Here is a 21,606-nt window from a genome sequence, read left to right on the forward strand (position 1 = left end):
GGTTCCGCCCAGGCCACCTTCCCTGCGCCGATCCGAGCAAGGAGCATGATGACCCCTGTTTCCACACCCGCGCGCACCGGAGCAGCGCTGCTGCTACGGGACTTCTCCCTGGAGATGACGGGCAAGGACACCCCCAGACTGGAGGCCGCCGGCGAGTCCATCCCCGAGGGCACCCGTGTGAACGTGACGTACCTCGGCAACGAGGATCTGCCGATGCGGCGCACGGCGGCCCGGTCCGCGAGGCGCCTCGGATTCGTCCCGGTCCCCCATGTATCGGCACGCAGGCTGGGCTCGCGGCGGGACCTGGCGGAGTTCCTGGCCGCCCTGCAGGCCGACGGCACCGGGCAGAACGTCTTCGTCGTCGGCGGCGACCCGGCCCACCCCCACGGCCCCTACGGCGACTCGCTCTCCGTCATCCGTTCCGGACTGCTCCGGAAGTACGGCGTACGACAGGCCGGTATCAGCGGCTACCCGGAAGGACATCCGCAGATCCCGGAGACGGCACTGTGGTCGGCCCTTGAGCAGAAGGCGGCGGCACTCGCCGAGGAGGGGCTGAGCGGCGACGTCATCACCCAGTTCGGCTTCGACCCGGACGCGGTGCTCGGCTGGATCGAGCGGCTGCGGGAGCGGGGCGTCGACCTGCCGGTCCGGGTAGGCGTGCCCGGTCCCGCCGGGGTACGGCGGCTGCTGTCGTACGCCACCCGGTTCGGGGTCGGGACGAGCGCGTCCATCGCCCGCAAGTACGGGCTGTCCCTCACCAACCTCATGGGCACGGCCGGGCCGGACCGTTTCATCCACACCCTGGCCGAGCGCTACGACCCCACCGCCCACGGCGAGGTGAAGCTGCACTTCTACACCTTCGGCGGGCTGGGCGCGACCTCCGCGTGGATAGCCGGCTTCCGCGCCGAGGAGGACACCAAGTGACCGTCGCCCAGCAGGCCCCGGCCCTCGGGGCGCGCGGCTCCGCACCCGCGCATCAGGCCTCGCTGATCGTGCGGGGCACGGACCGCGTCGGCATCGTCGCCGCCGTCGGCTCCCTCCTCAGCAGCCGCGGCGCCAACATCGTCTCGCTCGACCAGTACTCCGACCCGGCCACCGGGGCCTTCTTCCAGCGCACGATCTTCTCCCTCGACGGTCTGCAGGCCGCCTTGCCGGGCGTCCGTGCGGAACTGGCAAAACGGCTGGCCGAGGACTTCGACCTCGACTTCACCCTGCGGGACCTGTCGGTGCCCAAACGGGTGGCGATCTTCGCCTCCAAGTCCGACCACTGCCTGCTCGACCTGCTGTGGCGGCACCGGCGGGGCGAACTCCCGGTCGGCATCGCCATGGTGATCTCCAACCATCCCGACACGGCCGAGGAGGTACGCGGCTTCGGCGTCCCCTTCTTCCACGTGCCGTCGACGGGGCCGGACAAGTCGGCGGCCGAGGCCGAACACCTGCGCCTCCTCAAGGACAACGTCGACTTCGTCGTCCTCGCCCGCTACATGCAGATCCTCTCCGGCGACTTCATCGAGAAGGCCGGAGTGCCGATCATCAACATCCACCACTCCTTCCTCCCCGCCTTCATCGGCGCCGGCCCCTACGCCAAGGCCAAGGAACGAGGCGTGAAGCTGATCGGGGCCACCGCCCACTACGTCACCGAAGACCTCGACGAGGGCCCCATCATCGAACAGGACGTCGTCCGCGTCACCCATGCCGACACCGCCGCCGACCTCCGCCGCCGGGGCGCCGACGTCGAACGGGCAGTGCTCTCCCGGGCGGTGCTCTGGCACGCCGAGGACCGGGTCGTCCGGCACGGCAACCACACCATCGTCTTCACATGAGCCGCTCTCCGCCGCGCAACACAACCTCTGTCAACATTGATCGAGTCAATCCATGCCGAAGCGGCTACGGTGACGCCCATGCGCGATCAACACCCCGCTCCCGGCAGTCCCGTGCGGCGGCTGAGCACCAGGGAGACCGCCGAGCTGCTCGGCGTGAAGCCCGAGACCGTGTACGCCTATGTGAGCCGGGGCCAGCTCAGCAGCAGACGCGAGCCCGGGGGCCGCGCCAGCACCTTCGACGCCAAGGAGGTGGAGTCGCTGGCCCGGCGCAACAGGCGGGAGGCCGCCGGGAGTCCGGGCTCCGGCGGTGATCTGTCGGTGCGCACCCGGATCACGCTGATCGACCAGGACCGGTACTTCTTCCGGGGGGTCGACGCCACGGAACTCGCCGCGCACCACTCCTACGAGGAGGTGGCCGAGTGGCTGTGGACGGGCCGCATGACCCGGGGCATGACCTTCACCGCCCCGGAGGCCACGGTCGCGGTCGCCCGCCGGACCGTCGACGCGCTGCCCGAGCACACCTCGCCCACCGACCGGCTGCGGGTCGCCACCATCGCCGCGGCCGCCGAGGACCCGCTGCGCTTCGACCTGTCCGAGGAGTCCGTCCTCGGCACCGCGCGCGTGCTGATCCCCACGCTCGTCGCCGCGCTCCCGGTGCAGCGTCGGCGGGGGCACGACGACGGCCCGCTGGCCCACCGGCTGTGGCGCCGGCTGACCGGCATCGACCCCAGCGACGCCGCGCTGCGCGTCCTGGACACCGCGCTCGCGCTGCTCGTCGACCACGACCTGGCCGCCTCCACCCTCGCGGTCCGGGTCGCGGCCTCCGCGCGTGCACACGCGTACGCGGCCGTGTCGGCCGGTCTCGGCGTGCTCGAAGGCCCCCTGCACGGCGCCTCCAGCGGCCTCGCCCACCGGCTGCTGGTCGATGTCCTCGACCAGGGCAGTGCCGTCACGGTGATCGCGGACGAACTCCGCGCGGGCCGCCGTATCCCCGGCCTCGGCCACCGCCTCTACGAGGGCGAGGACCCACGCGCGCGTGCGCTGTTCGCGCTGCTGGAGGAGGTCCCGCGCGCGGAGCCCGCCCTGCTGGCGGCCCGGGACATCGTCGCCACGACCGCCCGGCATGCCCCGCTGCACGCCAACGTCGACCTGGCGCTGGCCGTGTTCACGGCCTCCTGCGGCATGCCCGCCACCGCGGGGGAGACGATCTTCGCCGTCGCACGGACGGCGGGCTGGATCGCCCACGCCCTGGAGGAGTACGGCGAACGCCCGCTGCGCATGCGTCCCAGCGGCCACTACGTGGGCCCGAAACCGCCGCAGCCCCTGCCGTAACAGCCTCTTCGGCAACCCCTTCGGAGGCGCGAACGGACGAGGCCGGAAGTCACCCCGGGCAAAGTCAGGTTAGGCTCACCTCTGTGAGTAGGTGCGCAACCGTATCCCGGATGCTCGACGAGCCCGTTTCGGGTACCGCCGCCACCGCGACGACGTGGCTGCTGCTGGAACAACCCGGCCCGTGGGGTCCCAAGGCGCTCACTTCGAGCCATCTGGACCCCGCACTGGGCCGCGCCCTCGAGGCCGCCGCCAAGGGGACCGGCGTGCGGATCGCGCTCATCCGCCGCCCCGGCCGCCACGCCGACCCCGGCACCCCCGCCGTACGCCAGGTGTACGTCGCCCACACGGTGCCCGGGAACGTCTGGCTGCACAGCGCCACCACCCGCGACCCGAGCCGGCTGCTCGGCCTCGACTTCGCTGCGCTCGGCACGGGCGACCACCGTTCGTTCGGCACGGCGCTCGACGGCCGGCCGCACACGGGCAGCCCGCTCGCGCTCGTCTGCACCAACGGCAAGCGCGACCGCTGCTGCGCCCTGCTGGGCCGCCCGCTCGCCGCCGAACTGGCCGCGTCCGGCGTAGCAGGCACCTGGGAGGTCACCCATCTGGGTGGTCATCGCTTCTCGCCGACGGTCCTCGTCCTGCCGTACGGCTACGCGTACGGCCGTGCCGAGGCCCATGCCGTCAAGGAGGTCCTGCACGGCATCGACGAGGGCCGTGTGGTGCTGGAGGGGTGCCGCGGCTGCTCCGCCTGGGAACGACCCGGCCAGGCGGCCGAACTGGCCGTGCGCGAGGCGGCGGGCGAGTACGCGGCGGGCGCGCTGAGCGTCGTACGGACCGAGGGCGCGGCCCCGCGCTGGGAGGTCACCGTCGCCCACACCGACGGCCGCCGCTGGCGGGTGTGCGTGACCCAGGGCGCCTCGCTGCCGCCGCGCCCGGAGAGCTGCGGGGTGTCGGTGCTGGGGTCGCCGGCCCGGATGGACGTGGTGTCGCTGCGGGAGCTGCGGACGACGACGGCACTGGCGAGCTGACACGCGTTTCCCGTGTTTCTCGCATTTCCCGTGTTTCTCGCGCTTCGCGGTTTTCTTCAAGAACTGGTCAAGAGATACACGCCACACCCCCTTAAGCACGGCGTACCCGCGCACGTACCGTCGTGGGTATGAGCCCCACGCCCCCTGTGCGCCGTCTGCGTCCCCGGCTGCCCCGGAAGGTGTTCTCGCAGATCCTGTTGATGCAGCTGGCGATCGCGGCGGGCGTCGCCGTGCTCGCGACCGGGCTCTTCCTGGCCCCCCTGAGCAAACAGCTGGACCAGGAGGCGATGCACAGGGCGCTGGCGATCGCCCAGACCACCGCGCAGGACCCGCAGATCGCCGAGGGCGTCCTGACCACCGCGCCGAGCGTGAACGGACCGGTGCAGAAGGAGGCGGAGCGGATCCGGAAGGCGACCAACGCCGAGTACATCGTGGTGATGGACCGGGGCGGATTCCGCTGGTCGCACACCACGCCCTCGGAGATCGGCCGCCATGTCTCGACCGACCCCACGGAGGCACTGGACGGCCAGGAGGTCATGCAGATCGACAACGGCACCCTGGGCCGCTCCGCACGCGGCAAGGTGCCGCTGTACGACTCGAAGCACCGCATCATCGGGGCGGTCTCGGTCGGCATCGCCTACGACAGCGTGCGGGCGCGGCTGCTCAGCACCATCCCCGGGCTGTTCGCCTACGCCGGCGGCGCCCTCGCGGCCGGTGCGCTGGCCGCCTGGCTGATCTCCCGGAGGGTCCAGCGGCAGACCCGCGACCTGGCCTTCTCCGACATCTCCGCGCTGCTCTCGGAACGCGAGGCGATGCTGCACGGCATCCGGGAGGGCGTCGTCGCCCTCGACCGCAGCGGCCGTATCCGGCTGCTGAACGACGAGGCGAGACGGCTTCTGGGCATCGGTGACGAGGCCGTCGGCCGGTCCCCCGACGAGGCGCTCGGCACGGGCCGTACGACCGATGTGCTGGCCGGCCGGGTGACCGGCACCGATCTGCTCACCGTGCGCGGCCAGCGGGTCCTGGTCGCCAACCGCATGCCCACCGACGACGGCGGCGCCGTCGCCACCCTGCGCGACCGCACCGAGCTGGAGCAACTCGGCCGTGAACTCGACTCCACGCGCGGTCTGATCGACGCCCTGCGCGCCCAGGACCACGAGCACGCCAACCGCATGCACACCCTGCTCGGGCTGCTGGAACTGGAGATGTACGAGGACGCCGTGGAGTTCGTCGGCGAGGTGGTCGGCGACCACCGGGTCACCGCCGAGCAGGTCACGGAGAAGATCCAGGACCCGCTGCTGGCCGCCCTGCTGGTCGGCAAGGCCACCGTAGCGGCCGAACGCGGAGTCGCCCTGTGGGTGTCCGACCGCACCTGGCTCCCGGACCGGCTGATCGACCCCAGGGGCCTGGTCACGGTCGTGGGCAACCTGGTGGACAACGCGCTGGACGCGGTCGCCGGAACGCCGCACGCGCGCGTGGAGGTCGAGTTGTGCACGGAGGGGCGCGCGATCGTCCTCAGGGTGCGGGACACCGGGCCCGGGATCCCCGCGGCACAGCGGGAGCTGGTCTTCACGGACGGCTGGTCCACCAAGAAGCCGCCCACGCACGGCAAGCGCGGCATCGGGCTCTCCCTGGTGCGTCGGCTCGCCGAACGGCAGGGCGGCAGCGCGACCGTGGGCGAACCCGAAGGCGGGGGCGCCCAGTTCACGGTCGTGCTTCCCGAGGCGCTGACCGCGCCGGAACTGGAACGGGAGCCGGCGCTCACCCCGGCCGAGGAGGAGGCGCGATGATCGAGGTCCTGGTCGTGGACGACGACACCCGGGTCGCCCGGGTCAACGCCGCCTACGTCGACAAGGTGCCCGGCTTCCATGTGGCCGGCGAGGCCCACAACGCGGCCGAGGCCCTGCACCGGTTGGAGACCCTGCCCCGCCTCGACCTCGTCCTCATGGACCACTACCTGCCCGACGACACGGGCCTCGCGGTGGTCCAGGAGATGCGCCGGCGCGGCCACCAGACCGACGTGATCATGGTGACGGCGGCCCGGGACGTGTCGACCGTGCAGGCGGCGATGCGCCAGGGCGCCCTGCAGTACCTGGTCAAGCCGTTCGCGTTCGCGGGGCTGCGCGCCAAGCTGGAGGCGTACGCGCAGCTGCGGCGCACCCTGGACGGCGGCGGCGAGGCCGAACAGGCCGAGGTGGACCGCATCTTCGGCGCGCTGTCCGCGCCGTCCGAACCGGGGCTGCCCAAAGGGCACTCCCCCACCACCGCCGAGTTGGTGCGCCAGTCCCTGATGAGTGCCGAGGGCCCGCTGTCGGCCCAGGAGATCGCCGAGCGGACGGGGGTGAGCCGCCAGACCGCCCAGCGCTATCTGAAGCTCCTGGAACGCACCGGACGGGCCCGGCTGACCCTCAAGTACGGCGACGCGGGCCGCCCCGAACACCGTTACGTGTGGGCGACCCGCGGCTGAGACGTGTTACTTGGCCGCCTCGACGAACTCCGTGGTGTACGTCTTGCTGAGGTCGACATCTGCGTTCTGGATGTTCGTGTTGAACGCCTTGAGCACCTTCTCCACGGTCTCCGGGCCGTTCTCGGGCATCACCCCGTCGTCGGTGAACATCGGCAGCGTGCTCTTGATGGACTGCGTGTAGAGAGCCTTGTCGCCCTGGGAGTAGTCGGCGGGCATCTTGGCCGCGATCTCGGCGGCGCTGTGCGTGGACATCCACTTGAGCGTCTTGACGAATGCACTGACCAACTTCTGGACGGTGTCCTTGTGCCCGTTGACCCAGTCCGTCTGCATGTACAGGCTCGACGACGGGTACGGCCCGCCGAGCGCCTTCTGGGAGCCCTCCGGCGTCCGCATGTCCAGCAGGACCTTGCCCGCCTTCTTGTCCAGGATCGTCGCGACGGTCGGGTCGGTGGTCATACCGCCGTCGATGGAACCCTGCTGGAGCGCCGAGATGAAGGTCGCGCCCGCACCGACGGCGACCGGCGAGAAGTCGCTGACCTTCACCCCGTTCTTCACGGCGAGGTACTTGGTGAGGAAGTCGGTCGACGAGCCGAGGCTGGTGATGCCGAGCTTCTTGCCCTTGAAGTCCTTGGGCGAGGTGATGTCACCCGCCGCCTTGGTGGAGACGATCTCCACCTCGCCGGGCGCACGCGAGAACTGCACGACGGACTCCACGGCCTTGCCCTTGGTCTGGAGATCCAGCGTGTGGTCGTAGAAGCCGACCGTCCCCTGGACCTGCCCGGCGACGAGCGCCGTCTCGGCCTGGACGCCGGCCGGCTCGGTCAGCAGTTCCACGTTGAGGCCCTCGGCGTCGAAGTAGCCGAGCCGCTGGGTGAGCATCGCGGGCAGGTAGATGACCTTGTCCAGGCCGCCGACCATGATCTTGACCTTCGTGCCCTTGCCGGAGCCGGTGGAGGCCGTGCTCGCCACGTCGTTGGCACAGGCGGTGAGGGAGGAGACGGCGAGCAGGCCGGCGGCGGCCAGGGTGCTGTATCTGGCGGACTTGCGCATGCGGTTCACGTCCTTGTGAGAGGGCGGTGCGGGGAGGAGCGGAGGAAGCGGGAGAGGGGGGTCAGCTGTCGGAGTCCGACGGCTTCCACCGGAAGATGCGGCGCTCGGCGAAGGTGAGCAGTCCTTCGGCGGCGAGCGCGACGACGGCGAGGATGACCATCGCGGCGTACACACCGGCCGCGTTGAAGGTGCCCTGCGACTGCGCGACGAGCAGGCCGATGCCCTTGGTGGCGCCGATGTACTCGCCGACGATGGCGCCGATCAGGGCGAAGCCGAAGCTGACGTGGAGGCTGGTGAAGATCCACGAGGTGGCCGACGGGATGACGACCTGAAGGGTCACCCTGCGGTCGCTCGCGCCGAGGATCCGGGCGTTGGCGACCAGGTTGCGGTCGACCTCACGAGCGCCCTGGAAGGCGTTGAAGAACACCGGGAAGAACACCAACACGACGGCCGAGGCGACCTTGGAGGACGCACCGAGCCCGAACCAGATCACGAAGATCGGGGCGAGCACGATCCTGGGGATCGAGTTGAGCACCTTGATGTATGGGCCAAGGACATCGGCGAGGAAGGCGATCCGCCCGAGGGCGATGCCGAAGACCACACCGGCGATGACACCGATGACCCAGCCGAGCAACGCCTCGTAGAGCGTGTACCAGATCTGCTCGCCCAGGGGGCCGAGCGCGGTGCCGTGGGTCACCCAGGTCCAGATCTGGTCCCAGATCTTCGACGGCATCGAGAAGTTGAACGGATCGATGACCTTGGCCCGGGACAGGACCTCCCACAGGCCGAGGACGGCCACCAGGAGCAGGACGCGCACGGCGAACACGATCGCCTTGCGTCTGCGGGCGGCCTGGGCCCGCGACCGGGCGCGGTCCGGGCCGGCCTTGACCGTGTCGACGACCGGTGTGCTGAGCGTCTCAGGCGACATTGGCGGCACCCCTCTCGCGGGTGATGCGGACCTCTTCGCCGAGGGACTCCCAGATCTCGCGGTAGATCTCGATGAACCGCGGCTCCAGACGCACCGACTCGACCTTGCGGGGGCGGGGCAGGTCGATCTCGAAGACCTGCTTCACGGTCGCGGGCCCGGCGGTCATGACGACGACCTTGTCGGCCAGCGCGATGGACTCCTCCAGGTCGTGGGTGACGAAGACGACCGAGGCGCCCGTGCCCTCCCACAGCTCAAGGAGTTCGTCCGACATCAGGGCCCGGGTCTGCACGTCGAGCGCGGAGAACGGCTCGTCCATGAGCAGGATCTCCGGGTCGTTGACGAAGGTCGCGGCGAGCGCCACGCGCTTGCGCTGACCGCCGGAGAGCTGATGCGGATAACGGTCCTCGAAGGCGGCGAGACCGACCTTGGCCAGCCAGGCACGGGCCTTCTCCCTGGCCTCCGCCTTGGGCACGCCCCGGAAGCGGGGGCCGGCCATCACGTTGGACAGCACGGTCCGCCAGGGAAAGGTGGCGTCCTGCTGGAAGACGAAGCCGACCTTGTCGCCGACGCCGGAGACCGGCTCACCGGCCACCAGCACCTCGCCCTCGCTGGGCTCCTCCAGCCCGCTGACCAGGGTCAGCGTGGTGGACTTGCCACAACCCGTCGGCCCTACGACGGCCACGAACTCACCACGCCCCACGGTGAGGTCGAGGTCGCGGACAGCCGTGTGCAGACCCCCCGACGGGGTCTTGAAGATCTTGCTAGCGCCCCGTAGCTCGATGGCGGGGCTGGTGTCTGCGCTCATGGGCCGGGACGGTAGGTGTGACCCGGACCACGACAGCAGTCTTCTGGGCGCAAGCCGTTCTTTTGCTCGCAAGCATCTGTTGTGCTCTTTTTGCTCGCGCTACAACTGCGGAGCCGAAACACGGGCTTAACGCTCGCCGGCCTTGAAGGAGAGGCCTGATGATTGACGTCCTGGTGGTCGATGACGACTTCCGCGTCGCTGAGATAAACGCCAAGTACGTGGGGAAGGTTCCCGGCTTCCGGGTGGCCGCCCGCGCGCACAGCGCCGCCCAGGCCCTGGCCGCCGTGAACCGCGGCACCATCGACCTGGTCCTGCTGGACCACTACCTGCCGGACCGGACCGGCCTCGAACTCGTCCACCAGATGCGGGAGCAGGGCCACGGCACCGACGTCATCATGATCACGGCGGCCAGTGATGTGACCACCGTCCAGAAGGCGATGCGCCTGGGCGCCCTGCACTACCTGGTCAAACCCTTCACCTTCGCCGCCCTGCGCACCCGCCTGGACTCCTACGCGGCCCTGCGCCGTACGGTCGACCGGGTCGGCGGCCGGGGCCTGACGGGCCAGGAGCAGGTCGACCGGATCTTCGGCGCCCTGCGCACCTCACCGGCACCGTCCGCGCCCGGCCTGCCCAGCGGCCAGTCCGAGCCCACGACGGACCTCATCTGCGGCGTCCTGCACCGCGCCGACCACCCGCTCTCCGCCCACGAGGTCGCCGCCGAGACCGGCCTGAGCCGCTCCACGGCCCAGCGCTACCTCCGCCACCTGGAACAGGCCGGCCGCCTCAGCCTCTCCCTGAAGTACGGCGACACGGGCCGCCCGGAGCACCGCTACGCCTGGGTCGCGCCGTAGCCGTTTCGGGGCGCTCTAGACGGCCCCCGCCCCTGTCAGCGACCGCACCTCCGTCTCCGCGTGCCTGGCCTCGTCCGGGACCTCGTCCGAGGTGACCGTGCCGAGCCAGCCGGCCAGGAAGCCGAGCGGAACCGAGACGATCCCCGGGTTCTGCAACGGGAAGTACTGGAAGTCCACTCCCGGGAACAGCGCGCCCGGACTCCCGGACACCACCGGGGACAGCACGACCAGCGCCAGCGCGGGCACGAGCCCGCCGTATACGGCCCACACCGCGCCGCGCGTCGTGAAGTTCCGCCAGAACAGGGAGTACAGCAGCACCGGCAGGTTCGCCGAGGCGGCCACCGCGAAGGCGAGCCCCACCAGGAAGGCGACGTTCATGTCACGGGCCAGCAGGCCGAGAGCGATCGCCACGACACCGATACCGACCGCCGCCGTGCGCGCCACCGCGACCTCGCTGCGGTGCTTGGCATGCGGCCTGCGCAGGGTGGCGTAGAGGTCGTGGGCGACCGATGCCGAGGAGGCGAGGGTGATCCCGGCGACCACGGCGAGGATCGTCGCGAAGGCGACGGCGGCGACGATCGCGAACAGAACCGTTCCGCCTGTGGAGCCCGAGCCGCCGCCCAGGTCGAGCGCCAGCAGTGGAACCGCCGTGTTCCCCGACGCGTTCGACGCCCGCACCGCATCCGGTCCGACCACCGCCGCCGCCCCGAAACCGAGCACGATCGTCATCAGGTAGAAGCTCCCGATCAGCCCGATCGACCAGACCGCCGACCGCCGTGCCGCCCGCGCGGTCGGCACCGTGTAGAAGCGGGACAGGATGTGCGGCAGACCCGCCGTGCCCAGCACCAGCGCCACCCCCAGGCTGATGAAGTCCATCCGCGCGCTCCAGCTCCCGCCGTACTTGAGCCCCGGCGCCAGGAACGCCTTCCCGTGCCCACTGCGCTCGGCGGCCGTGAGCAGCAGCCGGTCGATGTCGCCGTGGAAGCGCAGCAGCACCAGCACGGTCATCGCCACCGTCCCGCTCAGCAACAGGACCGCCTTCACGATCTGGATCCAGGTGGTGGCCCGCATCCCTCCCAACGACACGTAGATCACCATCAGCGCGCCGACCCCGATGACCGTCCACGCCTGCGCCGCCTCGCTGGTCCGCCCGAGCAGCAGCGCGACCAGGCTGCCCGCCCCCACCATTTGCGCCACCAAATAGAGAACGGACACGGTGACCGAGGACGTGCCCACCGCGATCCGCACCGGCCGCTCGCTCATCCGCGCCGCGATCACGTCGGCCAGCGTGAACCGCCCGCAGTTCCGCACCAGTTCGGCCACCAGGTACAGCACGACCAGCCACGCCACCAGGAAGCCGACCACATAAAGCAGCCCGTCGTAGCCGAACAGCGCGATCAGCCCGGTCACGCCGAGGAAGGAGGCCGCCGACATGTAGTCGCCCGCGATGGCAAAACCATTCTCCATCGGCGAGAAGAGCCGCCCGCCGGCGTAGAACTCCTCCGCCGAACCGTGCCGCTTCCTGCTCACCCACGTGGTGATCCCGAGCGTCACGGCGACGAACGCGCTGAACAGCAGCAGCGCCAGCGTCTGATGATGGCCCGTCATGACGCACCACCCCGGGCGCCCCGGGTCAGCTCCTGGGTGTCCCAGCGCAGCTCCAGCGCGGCGCGGTCCCTGCGCAACCGCGCGTGCCGGGCGTAGGCCCAGGTGAGCAGGAACGTGGTGAGGAACTGTCCGAGCCCCGCGACCATCGCCACGTTCACCGCTCCGGCGACGGGCCGCGCCATCAGCCCGGGCGCCGTCGTGGCGGTTACCACGTACCCCACGTACCAGGTGAGGAAGACGGCGACCCCCGGCACCACGAATCTCCGGTAGCGGCTGCGCACCTCCTGGAAGGCCGCGCTGCGCTGCACCTCCAGATACACGTCACGGGCGCGAACAGCCGCCTCTTCCTGCCCCGTGCGCGACCCCGGCACGGCGGGAACCGGCCCCCCGGCGCCGTCCAGCTCGCCCCACCCGGAGGCCAGTGCGTCGTACCAGGGGTCCTCGTGCCTGACTTCTCGGGAGGCCGTGCCGTACTCGCCCTGGTCCTCGTGCCGCCCGGCCGAACTCTCGGAGCCGCCCCCGACGTCGCGGTGACGCCCGTTGCTTGACTGCATGCCCAAGGATGGACAGATCGGGAAGATCCCTGACTCTTCTTCCCCTGGCTCTTCACCCCATCAGGTGACTCAATCCGCTGGTGGCCGCACCAATCCCTTCCCGTAGGCGTAACGCACCGCCTGGGCCCGGTCCTTGAGACCTGTCTTCGCGAACAGGTTGTTGATGTGTGTCTTCACGGTCGCGGTGGAGACGTGCAGCTTCCGGGCGATCTCCTGGTTGGTGAACCCCTCGGCGATCAGCACCAGCACCTCGGTCTCCCGCGCGGTCAGCCCGTCCGGCGCCTCGGTGGCCACCGGCACCGGCTCGGCCTGCGACAGCCGCTCCAGCAGCCGCCGCTGGATGCTCGGCGACAGCCCCGCGTCCCCCGACAGCACGCTCTCCACGGCTCGCACGATCTCGTCGCCGCCCGCGTCCTTGGTCAGGTAGCCACGGGCGCCGGCTCTCAGCGCCGGGAACAGCGACTCGTCGTCCGCGAACGTGGTAAGCACCACGACCTGGGTCCCGGGGTACTCCGACCGGATCCGTCGGGTCGCCTCCACGCCGTCGCAGCGCGGCATCCTCAGGTCCATCAGCACCACGTCCGGGGAGAGTTCGGCGACCAGCCGGACCGCCTCCTCCCCGTCGCCCGCCGCTCCGACCACCTCCACGCCCGGCAGCAGCCCGAGGAGCATCACGATGCCCTCCCTGACCACTGTCTGGTCGTCCGCGACCACGACCCGCGCGGGCTTCTTCTCCCCCTCCGTCATATGGGCACCCTCAACCTCACCTCGAACCCCTCGTCATCACGTCCCGCCTCCAGCGACCCGCCCAGCAGCTCGGCCCGCTCCCGCATGCCCAGCAGACCGTACCCGCTGCCGGCGCCGGTGAGTTCGCCGGGACGACCGCCCGAATCGCGTACGTTCAGCGTCACTTCGTGCTCGCTGTAGTCCAGCCGCACATGGACCTTGGCGCCGTGGGCATGCTTGCGGACGTTCGTCAACGCCTCCTGGGCGACGCGCCGTACGGTCTGCGACGCCTCCGCGGGCAGGGATCTGCGTTCCCCCGTGACGGTGACCTCGGCGCCGTCGGTCGAGCCGACGAGTTCGGTCAGGAAGTCCTCCAGCGGGGTGAGCTCACCACGCAGGGCGGACAGGGCCTGGCGGGTCTCGGCGAGCCCGGCGCGGGCCATTCCCCTGGCGGCCACCACCCGTTCAAGGATCTGCTCCCGGTCGGCTCCGCGCTCGATCAGCAGCCGCGCGGCCTCCAGGTGCACCATCTGGGCGGAGAGGCTGTGGGCCAGCACGTCGTGGATCTCCCGCGCGATCCTGGCCCGCTCCGCCAGCGCCGCCGACTCGGCCTCGGCTGCTCTCGCGGCGCGCTCCTGGGCAAGCAGCCGGTGGGCGCTGCCCCGGGCCTCGGCGTCGAGCCTCATGACATAGCCGGCGAGAGCCATTCCGACGACGGTGGCCGCGGTGGTCAGCCACACGTCGTTGTTGAACGCGGAGTACGAGGCCAGGCCCACGGACGCGACGGGAAGGGCGATCGCGACCGGCAACCGCTCCAGGGCGGAGATGCCGCAGCCGCACCAGATCACGAGGGCCGGGCCCCGGAAGCCGGTGGTCTCCGCCACGACCGCGATGGCCAGGAGGACAGTGATCAGCGCCAGGGAGGGCACCAGCCGGTGGGCGTAGGTGGTCCGGAAGAATCCCCAGGAGACCACGGCGGTCACGACAACCCCCGCCATGGCCGCGGCCACGCCCCAGCCGTGGACGTGCGACTGGTTGAAGGCACTCCACAGCAGCAGGGCGAGGACCAGCAGTCGCACGCCCCAGGCGAGGGAGCGCCGGGGCCGGGAGAGCCCCTCACGGCTCAGCGCTTCTCGCGAGGGCCAGCGTGTCCAGGCGTTCTCCGTCACACGCCTTCCTTCCTGGTGACCCGGGCCATGTCGTCACCGTACGCCCGGGTGGAGCCGCTCGAGGACGCGGCGGAGGGGAGCATCTGCGCACGCCAGACGAGGATGCCGGAGCGGACCAGCAGGGTGACCGCCAGGCCGAGCATCAGGGCCGAGCTGTCCTGGTGGACGCCGATGACGGCTCCGAGGGCGTAGAGACCGACACGCACGGCTATGCCGGCGAACCAGACGGCCGCGCTGGCCTTGGTGCTCTTGGTCCAGACGACACCGTCGGCTTCCGTCCACACCCGGGTCGTCCAGGCCCAGCCGGCGCCCATCCCCAGTCCCACCAGTACCTCGGTGGCGAGCAGCAGGGCGGACCCGGTGCGGTGATGGGCGTCGAGTATGCCGGGTTCGCGCAGCGCGACGACCGCGAGGATCACGGGCAGCAGCCACCAGCGCCGTCCTGTGCTGATCGGGCGGGCGCGGAACTGGCGCGCGATCACCACGACGACGACGGCCACGATCAGCAACGCGTTGACGAGCCCGGACATCAGAGCCTCCGTGAGCGGGAAGGTGGTGCCGGGAGCGGGAGCTGCCGACGCCTTCGACGCTACGGAAATGCGCAGGTCAGCAGATCGGAGCGGGGGTGGATCACGGGTGGATTCCAGCGAGCGGAGTCTCTCCACCCCCGGGTGGAGAATCAGCCGGGGGCTGTGCATGGTCGGCCGAGATCCTCAGGTGCGCCGACGGACCTCAAGTGCGCCGGACCTCGGGCAGACCGACAGACCTCGGACGGACCGACAGACCTCGGACGGACCGAGGGGCCTCGGGTAGACCGACGAGTCTCGGGCAGAGCGACAGGTCTCGGGCAGAGCGACAGACCTCGGGCGGGCCGACGGGCTTCGGGTAGACCGACGGGCCTCGGATGAGCCGACGGGCCTCGGAGGGGCAGGCGGTGGGAATCTCGCAGAACGGCCAGGTTGGCATCGCGCAGAAATGCCGGCAGGCACCCTGCAGCAGCACAGCCTGAAGGCAGCTCACGGCAGAGCCGACGGGCAGTTCGCGAAAGCGACCGGTCGGCACCTCCGGACAACCGGCAGACACTCCGCTGCACGGCCGAACAGACCCCATCACGAAACGACCCGGTCGACACCCCCGCAAGACGCGGCCCATCACCCCGCGAAACGGGCAGTCGACACCCCGCAGGACAAGCGGCCGGCGCCGCGCGTGAACGGCCGGTCGGCGCCTGGCGGGGCAGCCCGCGGGTTTGCTTGACGAAACCCCCGGCCGGGCAGCGCACAGCGCGCCGCCGCCCGGCCTACCCCGCCCCGGCCTGCCCACTGCTCCTTCGGCCGAAGCCCGACGCAGCGGCTACGCGTCGATCCGCGACCGATCCAGCGTCGCCGCCGAGCTGGAGATGAACTCCTTGCGAGGAGCCACGTCGTTGCCCATCAGAAGGTCGAAGACCTGTTCGGCCGCATCGAGGTCGGAGAGGTTGATGCGGCGCAGGGTGCGGTGGCGCGGGTCCATCGTCGTCTCGGCCAGCTGGTCGGCATCCATCTCGCCGAGACCCTTGTAGCGCTGGATGGAGTCCTTGTACCGGACGCCCTTGCTCTGGAACTCCATGAGCTTGTCGCGCAGCTCGCGGTCCGAGTACGTGTACACGTACTTGTCCTGGCCCTTCTTGGGCTGCACGATCTCGATGCGGTGCAAGGGCGGCACCGCGGCGAAGACCCGGCCGGCCTCGACCATGGGCCGCATGTAGCGCTGGAACAGCGTCAGCAGCAGGCAGCGGATGTGGGAACCGTCGACGTCGGCGTCGGTCATCATGATGATCTTGCCGTAGCGGGCGGCGTCGATGTCGAAGGTGCGGCCGGAGCCCGCCCCTATTACCTGGATGATCGCCCCGCACTCGGCGTTCTTCAGCATGTCCGTCACCGAGGACCGCTGGACGTTGAGGATCTTGCCGCGGATCGGCAGCAGCGCCTGGAACTCGGAGTTCCGGGCGAGCTTCGCCGTACCGAGCGCGGAGTCGCCCTCGACGATGAACAGTTCGCTGCGCTCGACGTCGTCGCTGCGGCAGTCGGCGAGCTTTGCGGGCAGGGACGAGGACTCCAGGGCCGTCTTGCGGCGCTGCGCGTCCTTGTGCTGGCGGGCGGCGATACGGGTCCGCGCGGCGGCGACCACCTTCTCCATGACCACGCGGGCCTGGGCGGCGGCGTCACGCTTGGTGGAGGTGAGGAACGCCTTCAGTTCCCTGGAGATCACGCTGTTCACGATCCGGCGGGCCGCCGAGGTACCGAGGACCTCCTTGGTCTGACCCTCGAACTGCGGCTCGGCGAGCCGGACGGTGACGACGGCGGTGAGGCCCTCCAGGGCGTCGTCCTTGACGATGTCGTCCTCGGCGACGCGCAGCAGCTTCTTGGCGCGCAACGCCTCGTTGAGGGTCTCGCGGATGGCCTGCTCGAAGCCGGCCACGTGGGTGCCGCCCTTGGGCGTGGCGATGATGTTGACGAACGACCTGAGGTTCTGGTCGTAACCGGTGCCCCAGCGCAGCGCCACGTCGACGCCGAGTTCGCGGGTGACCTCGGTGGGCGTCATCTGGCCGTGTTCGTCCAGGACCGGGACGGTCTCCTTGAAGGTGCCCTGACCGGAGAAGCGGAGGACGTCGCAGACCGGCTTGTCGGTGGCCAGGTACTCGCAGAACTCACTGATGCCCCCGTCGAAACGGAACGACTCCTCGCCCTTGCTGCCGCCCTCGCCGAGGCCGTACTCGTCCCGGACGACGATGGTCAGGCCGGGCACCAGGAACGCGGTCTGGCGCGCACGCTGGTGGAGCGTGTCCAGGGAGAGCTTGGCGTCCTTGAGGAAGATCTGGCGGTCGGCCCAGTAGCGCACGCGCGTGCCGGTGCGGGTCTTGGGCACCCTCTTGGTCTTGCGCAGCCCGCTCCCGGCCTCGAACTTGCCGTCCGGGCCGACGCCGGTGAAGGCCCCCGGCACGCCACGGCGGAAGCTGATGGCGTGCACACTGCCGCCGCGGTCGACCTCGACGTCGAGACGTGCGGAGAGCGCGTTGACCACGGAGGCACCGACGCCGTGCAGACCGCCGGAGGCGGCGTAGGAGCCACCGCCGAACTTGCCGCCGGCGTGCAGCTTGGTCATGACGACCTCGACGCCGGACAGACCGGTCTTGGGCTCGACGTCCACGGGAATGCCGCGGCCGTTGTCCCGGACCTCGACAGAGCCGTCGTCGTGGAGGATGACATCGATGTGGTCGCAGTAGCCGCCGAGGGCCTCGTCGACGGCGTTGTCGATGATCTCCCACAGGCAGTGCATCAGGCCGCGGCTGTCGGTCGAGCCGATGTACATGCCGGGGCGCTTGCGCACGGCTTCGAGGCCCTCAAGGACGAGCAGGTGCCGCGCGGTGTAGTTGGAGCCGTCCCGGTCTGCTCCTGCCAGCAGCGCAGTGGACGGCACGGACGTATCGGCGGTCACGCGGTTCGCTCCTCGCTGAATTTCAATGGAGCCCCTTTTGGGTAAGGGGTCGGCTTCGGTCGCCGCTCAGAGGGTACCGAGGCCTGGTAGAGCCGTTGTAACGCCACCCTCGTCGTGAACTCACCCTAGTCCAAGGTCGTATACGTGTTCGATCCCTCGATGGAGTGAAGTACATATCACGTTCCCTTCGAGGCATGAACCATTTAGGCTCCGGGCACGTCCTCACAAACAACCGGCAACCCGGCCGGGAGGATGAGACCGATGAACCGCGCGAACCCGTAAGCACTCAAGAACCGCAATACGGCACATTCGCCGCCAACCGGCAGCAGACGGCCACCTCGAAAGATTTTTTTCGAGGAGAAGCCCCGAGCGGGAACGTTTTCGGGCTGGTTGGATGTTGACCCTGGTACGACAGCTCGTCGAGCTAGAGAAGAGGCGACGTGACTACTGTTCTGACCCCCGCGAGCCACCTGACGGCCGCCGATCGCTGCGACCGCTGCGGCGCCCAGGCATACCTGCGCGTCGTGCTGCTCAGCGGCGGAGAACTGCTCTTCTGCGCCCACCACGGTCGCAAGTTCGAGCCGGAACTCAAGAAGATCGCCGCTGAGATACAGGACGAGACGGAGCGGCTGACCTCCGTTCCTACCATCGCCTCGGAAGATGAGCGCTGACCTCTCGCACCCACGACGAGCCAGCTCCGGCACAGGCCGGTGAAGGGCGGCCGCTCCCCCAGGGGAGCGGCCGCCCTCGTGGTAGCCGCGCAGAGGCCGTCAGGAGGGCGTGTGAGGCCGGCGTGAGCCACTGAGGGCACCGCCGGGGCCCAGCGCCCGTACGACCTCCGAGACGCGCGTGTAGACGCCGGGATTCCCCGGGCGCCCGCAGCCGCTCCCCCACGACACGAGCCCGATCAGCTTCCCGCCGGCGACCAGCGGTCCTCCGCTGTCGCCCTGGCAGGCGTCCGGGCCGCCCCGGGTCTCGCCCGCACACACCATCGAGTCCGCCCGGTAGGTGCCGTCGGCGCCGCCGGGATAGGCCCGCTCGCACGTCTCGTCGGGCAGCACATGGAGCCGTGCCGCGTACAACCGGCGCGAGTAGTCGCCGCCGCCCGTGATGTCACCCCACCCCGAGACCAGGGCGCTGGTGCCGGGGCTGTAGGCGGTGTCCCCCCGAGGGGCCATCGCGATGACCGCGGCGCCGGGCAGGGGCTCGGCAAGGGTGAGGACGGCGAAGTCACCGGTGTTGGCGTCAGGGTCGTAGCCCGGATTGACGCGGGCGGCGGTGACGGGGATCTCCTTGCCCCGCGCAGCGAGCAGATCCGTACGGCCCGCGATGACCTTGAGGTCACGGACCGGGTCGGACGGCCCGCCGACGACCTCGTCGGCCAGGCAGTGGGCCGCGGTCAGCACCGTGGTCCGGCCGATCGCCACTCCGCCGCAGAACTGACCGGCCCGCGTACCCCCGAACCGGTCACGGCTGGACAGCGCGACCGTCCACGGGGTCTGGGAGACGTCGACGGGGAAGCCACCGACCACCACACTGTCGGCGGCGGCGGGAGGCACGGTAGCCAGCGGTATGGCCGTGGCGACGGCCGCCAGGATCAGCGGCCGGATCAGGACCGGGGCAACAGGACGGCGCATGCACGCTCCTCACTCTGGGTGGTACCAGGACACCCAGAGTCATCCAGCGCACCGCGACCCGCAGCCCGAAGGCCCGGCTCCCCCGCGAGGGGACCGGGCCTTCGACGTCGTACGACCGCGACCTAGTCGAGGTAGTCGCGCAGCACCTGGGAACGCGACGGGTGACGCAGCTTCGACATGGTCTTGGACTCGATCTGGCGGATGCGCTCACGCGTGACGCCGTAGACCTTGCCGATCTCGTCGAGGGTCTTCGGCTGACCGTCGGTGAGACCGAACCGCATGGACACGACGCCGGCCTCGCGCTCGGACAGGGTGTCCAGCACCGAGTGCAGCTGCTCCTGGAGCAGCGTGAAGCTGACGGCGTCGGCGGGGACGACGGCCTCGGAGTCCTCGATGAGGTCACCGAACTCGCTGTCGCCGTCCTCACCCAGAGGGGTGTGCAGGGAGATGGGCTCACGGCCGTACTTCTGGACCTCGATGACCTTCTCCGGGGTCATGTCGAGTTCCTTGGCCAGCTCCTCCGGGGTGGGCTCGCGGCCCAGGTCCTGGAGCATCTGGCGCTGCACGCGCGCGAGCTTGTTGATGACCTCGACCATGTGCACCGGGATACGGATGGTGCGGGCCTGGTCGGCCATGGCGCGGGTGATCGCCTGACGGATCCACCAGGTGGCGTACGTGGAGAACTTGTAGCCCTTGGTGTAGTCGAACTTCTCGACCGCGCGGATCAGACCGAGGTTGCCCTCCTGGATGAGGTCCAGGAAGAGCATGCCGCGGCCGGTGTAGCGCTTGGCCAGGGAGACCACCAGACGGAGGTTGGCCTCCAGGAGGTGGTTCTTGGCGCGGCGGCCGTCCTCGGCGATGATCTCCAGCTCGCGCTTGAGCTTCGGGGCGAGCTTGTCGGCGTTGGCCAGCTTGTCCTCGGCGAACAGACCGGCCTCGATGCGCTTGGCGAGCTCGACCTCCTGCTCGGCGTTTAGCAGGGGGACCTTGCCGATCTGCTTGAGGTAGTCCTTGACCGGGTCGGCGGTGGCACCGGCCGCGGCGACCTGCTGCGCCGGCGCGTCGTCCTCGTCCTCGTCGGACAGGACGAAGCCCGCGCTCTCGGTGCCCTCGGGCTCCTCTGCGCCCGCCTTGACCTCCTCGAGAGCCTCATCCTCGAGAATCTCGACGTCGTCCTTCTTGGCGGCGGTCTTCTTGGCCACCGTCTTCTTGGCGGCGGCGGTCGCGGTCTTCTTCGCGGCCGTCTTCTTGGCGATGGGGGCGGCCTTCTTGGCAACGGCCTTCTTCACGGGCGCCGCCTCCTCGGCCGGATCGTCGGCGACGGCTGCGGGAGCCACGGCCGGGGCGGCCGTGGCGGTGGCCTTCCTGGTGGTCACCGTCTTCGCCGCGACCGTCTTGGTGGCGGTGCGCTTGGCCGGACTCTTCGCTGCGACGCTCTTACGGGTGCGCTTGGGCTCCGCGGCACTGACCATCAGCGTCACACCCTCTTCCTCAAGGATCTGGTTGAGGCTGCGCAGTACGTTCTTCCACTGAGTGGCCGGAATCTGGTCAGCTTCGAAGGCCCGACGCACATCGTCGCCGGCGATCTGCCCATCAGCCTTTCCCCGCTCAATGAGAGCCATGACAGAGACGGACTCGGCGATCTCCGGCGGGAGCGTACGGGATGTGCTGGCCGACACGAACAACCTCTCGGAACGTTGGAAAACGGCTTCCGGCCCCGTCCGGGACGGACTGGAGCCGACCGCCGGCTTGGGGATGGGCCGACGGCGCGGGCGGGGGCCGGGAAGATTCACAGCGCCATGAATGGCGTCCGTATTCCCTCCGCGGCTGTCACCTCTTAGGTCATCGCGTTGTTCGCAAGAGCGTTACGCCCAATCTACGTGGCCCGAGTCACATCCCGTAAGCGCTCAAAAATGGTCAGATACGGGCAGAGGTTGCCGTTGATGATCTCTTCGGGCCGTTCGGACCGCCACGGAGCCCGCCACACGGCAGCCGCGGCGCCGATCGTACGACCGCTGCGGACCCCGTCGTACGGCCGGTCACCGCGCACCGCGCCGGACCCACCGCGCCGCCGGGGCCCCCCCCGGCCCCCCGGGCGACCGCGGGGGCCCCCGGCGGCCCGCCCCCGGAGCACGCGCCCCGCCCCCCCGCGCC

Annotated in this window: 19 protein-coding genes; 8 read left to right on the forward strand and 11 right to left on the reverse strand. The window is 70.3% G+C overall.

What is annotated here, in order from left to right; all coding sequences use genetic code 11:
* Window positions 1–48 precede the first annotated feature (48 nt).
* The 6 genes from ACFWPS_RS39895 to ACFWPS_RS39920 all read left to right on the forward strand — a co-directional run bounded on the left by ACFWPS_RS39895 (window position 49) and on the right by ACFWPS_RS39920 (window position 6,650).
* Window positions 49–924 (forward strand): methylenetetrahydrofolate reductase, encoded by an 876-nt coding sequence (locus ACFWPS_RS39895; protein WP_383714994.1) that lies wholly within the window; start codon window positions 49–51, stop codon window positions 922–924.
* Window positions 921–1,823: a formyltetrahydrofolate deformylase gene (purU, locus tag ACFWPS_RS39900; RefSeq protein ID WP_383714996.1), complete on the forward strand. Its 903-nt coding sequence runs from the start codon at window positions 921–923 to the stop codon at window positions 1,821–1,823. The genes ACFWPS_RS39895 and purU overlap by 4 nt, the downstream gene beginning before the upstream one ends.
* Before the next feature lie 78 nt (window positions 1,824–1,901).
* Entirely contained in the window at window positions 1,902–3,155 is a 1,254-nt protein-coding gene (locus ACFWPS_RS39905) for a citrate/2-methylcitrate synthase (protein WP_383714999.1), read from the forward strand.
* Between the two features lie 83 nt (window positions 3,156–3,238).
* Entirely contained in the window at window positions 3,239–4,183 is a 945-nt protein-coding gene (locus tag ACFWPS_RS39910) for a sucrase ferredoxin (protein ID WP_383715002.1), read from the forward strand.
* Between the two features lie 128 nt (window positions 4,184–4,311).
* Window positions 4,312–5,973 (forward strand): ATP-binding protein, encoded by a 1,662-nt coding sequence (locus tag ACFWPS_RS39915; RefSeq protein WP_383715004.1) that lies wholly within the window; start codon window positions 4,312–4,314, stop codon window positions 5,971–5,973.
* On the forward strand, window positions 5,970–6,650 hold the full coding sequence (locus ACFWPS_RS39920; protein WP_217552989.1) for a response regulator: 681 nt from the start codon (window positions 5,970–5,972) through the stop codon (window positions 6,648–6,650). The genes ACFWPS_RS39915 and ACFWPS_RS39920 overlap by 4 nt, the downstream gene beginning before the upstream one ends.
* A 6-nt stretch (window positions 6,651–6,656) precedes the next feature.
* Here the strand turns inward: ACFWPS_RS39920 and ACFWPS_RS39925 are convergent, their stop codons facing one another.
* The 3 genes from ACFWPS_RS39925 to ACFWPS_RS39935 form a co-directional block, all read right to left on the reverse strand.
* Window positions 6,657–7,700 carry an ABC transporter substrate-binding protein gene (locus tag ACFWPS_RS39925; protein ID WP_383715007.1) on the reverse strand — a complete coding sequence of 348 codons (1,044 nt, stop codon included), beginning with the start codon at window positions 7,698–7,700 and terminating at the stop codon, window positions 6,657–6,659.
* A 61-nt stretch (window positions 7,701–7,761) separates the two neighbouring features.
* On the reverse strand, window positions 7,762–8,628 hold the full coding sequence (locus tag ACFWPS_RS39930; protein WP_383715010.1) for an ABC transporter permease: 867 nt from the start codon (window positions 8,626–8,628) through the stop codon (window positions 7,762–7,764).
* Window positions 8,618–9,433, reverse strand: coding sequence for an ABC transporter ATP-binding protein (locus ACFWPS_RS39935; RefSeq protein ID WP_383715012.1), 816 nt, complete (start codon window positions 9,431–9,433; stop codon window positions 8,618–8,620). Before ACFWPS_RS39935 ends, ACFWPS_RS39930 begins: the two co-directional genes overlap by 11 nt.
* A 158-nt stretch (window positions 9,434–9,591) precedes the next feature.
* Here ACFWPS_RS39935 and ACFWPS_RS39940 point away from each other — a divergent pair, with 158 nt between their 5' ends.
* Window positions 9,592–10,284, forward strand: coding sequence for a response regulator (locus tag ACFWPS_RS39940; RefSeq protein WP_189262350.1), 693 nt, complete (start codon window positions 9,592–9,594; stop codon window positions 10,282–10,284).
* 15 nt (window positions 10,285–10,299) lie between these two features.
* Here ACFWPS_RS39940 and ACFWPS_RS39945 read toward each other — a convergent pair whose 3' ends face one another.
* From ACFWPS_RS39945 to ACFWPS_RS39970, 6 genes are all read right to left on the reverse strand, one after another.
* Window positions 10,300–11,892: a cation acetate symporter gene (locus ACFWPS_RS39945; RefSeq protein WP_383715015.1), complete on the reverse strand. Its 1,593-nt coding sequence runs from the start codon at window positions 11,890–11,892 to the stop codon at window positions 10,300–10,302.
* Window positions 11,889–12,446, reverse strand: a complete 558-nt coding sequence (locus ACFWPS_RS39950; protein ID WP_383715017.1) for a DUF485 domain-containing protein — start codon at window positions 12,444–12,446, stop codon at window positions 11,889–11,891. The genes ACFWPS_RS39945 and ACFWPS_RS39950 overlap by 4 nt, the downstream gene beginning before the upstream one ends.
* 69 nt (window positions 12,447–12,515) lie before the next feature.
* The gene (locus ACFWPS_RS39955) at window positions 12,516–13,193 is read right to left on the reverse strand and encodes a response regulator (protein WP_383715020.1); all 678 of its coding nucleotides are present in this window, start codon (window positions 13,191–13,193) and stop codon (window positions 12,516–12,518) included.
* Entirely contained in the window at window positions 13,190–14,341 is a 1,152-nt protein-coding gene (locus tag ACFWPS_RS39960; protein WP_383715023.1) for a sensor histidine kinase, read from the reverse strand. Before ACFWPS_RS39960 ends, ACFWPS_RS39955 begins: the two co-directional genes overlap by 4 nt.
* The gene (locus tag ACFWPS_RS39965) at window positions 14,338–14,871 is read right to left on the reverse strand and encodes a DUF1453 domain-containing protein (protein ID WP_383715026.1); all 534 of its coding nucleotides are present in this window, start codon (window positions 14,869–14,871) and stop codon (window positions 14,338–14,340) included. The genes ACFWPS_RS39960 and ACFWPS_RS39965 overlap by 4 nt, the downstream gene beginning before the upstream one ends.
* A gap of 820 nt (window positions 14,872–15,691) precedes the next feature.
* Window positions 15,692–17,815 (reverse strand): type IIA DNA topoisomerase subunit B, encoded by a 2,124-nt coding sequence (locus tag ACFWPS_RS39970; protein ID WP_383715029.1) that lies wholly within the window; start codon window positions 17,813–17,815, stop codon window positions 15,692–15,694.
* Window positions 17,816–18,255: 440 nt separating this feature from the next.
* On the opposite strand from ACFWPS_RS39970, the gene ACFWPS_RS39975 reads away from it, so the two are divergent.
* On the forward strand, window positions 18,256–18,486 hold the full coding sequence (locus ACFWPS_RS39975; RefSeq protein WP_383715032.1) for a hypothetical protein: 231 nt from the start codon (window positions 18,256–18,258) through the stop codon (window positions 18,484–18,486).
* Between the two features lie 99 nt (window positions 18,487–18,585).
* On the opposite strand, the gene ACFWPS_RS39980 is transcribed toward ACFWPS_RS39975, so the two are convergent.
* Both ACFWPS_RS39980 and ACFWPS_RS39985 read right to left on the reverse strand, forming a co-directional pair.
* Complete coding sequence (locus ACFWPS_RS39980) at window positions 18,586–19,452, reverse strand: serine protease (protein WP_383715035.1); 867 nt, start codon at window positions 19,450–19,452, stop codon at window positions 18,586–18,588.
* 122 nt (window positions 19,453–19,574) lie between these two features.
* Window positions 19,575–21,131: an RNA polymerase sigma factor gene (locus tag ACFWPS_RS39985; protein WP_383715037.1), complete on the reverse strand. Its 1,557-nt coding sequence runs from the start codon at window positions 21,129–21,131 to the stop codon at window positions 19,575–19,577.
* Window positions 21,132–21,606 lie beyond the last annotated feature (475 nt).

Source organism: Streptomyces sp. NPDC058457 (genome assembly GCF_042720695.1).
Classification (GTDB): Bacteria; Actinomycetota; Actinomycetes; order Streptomycetales; family Streptomycetaceae; genus Streptomyces.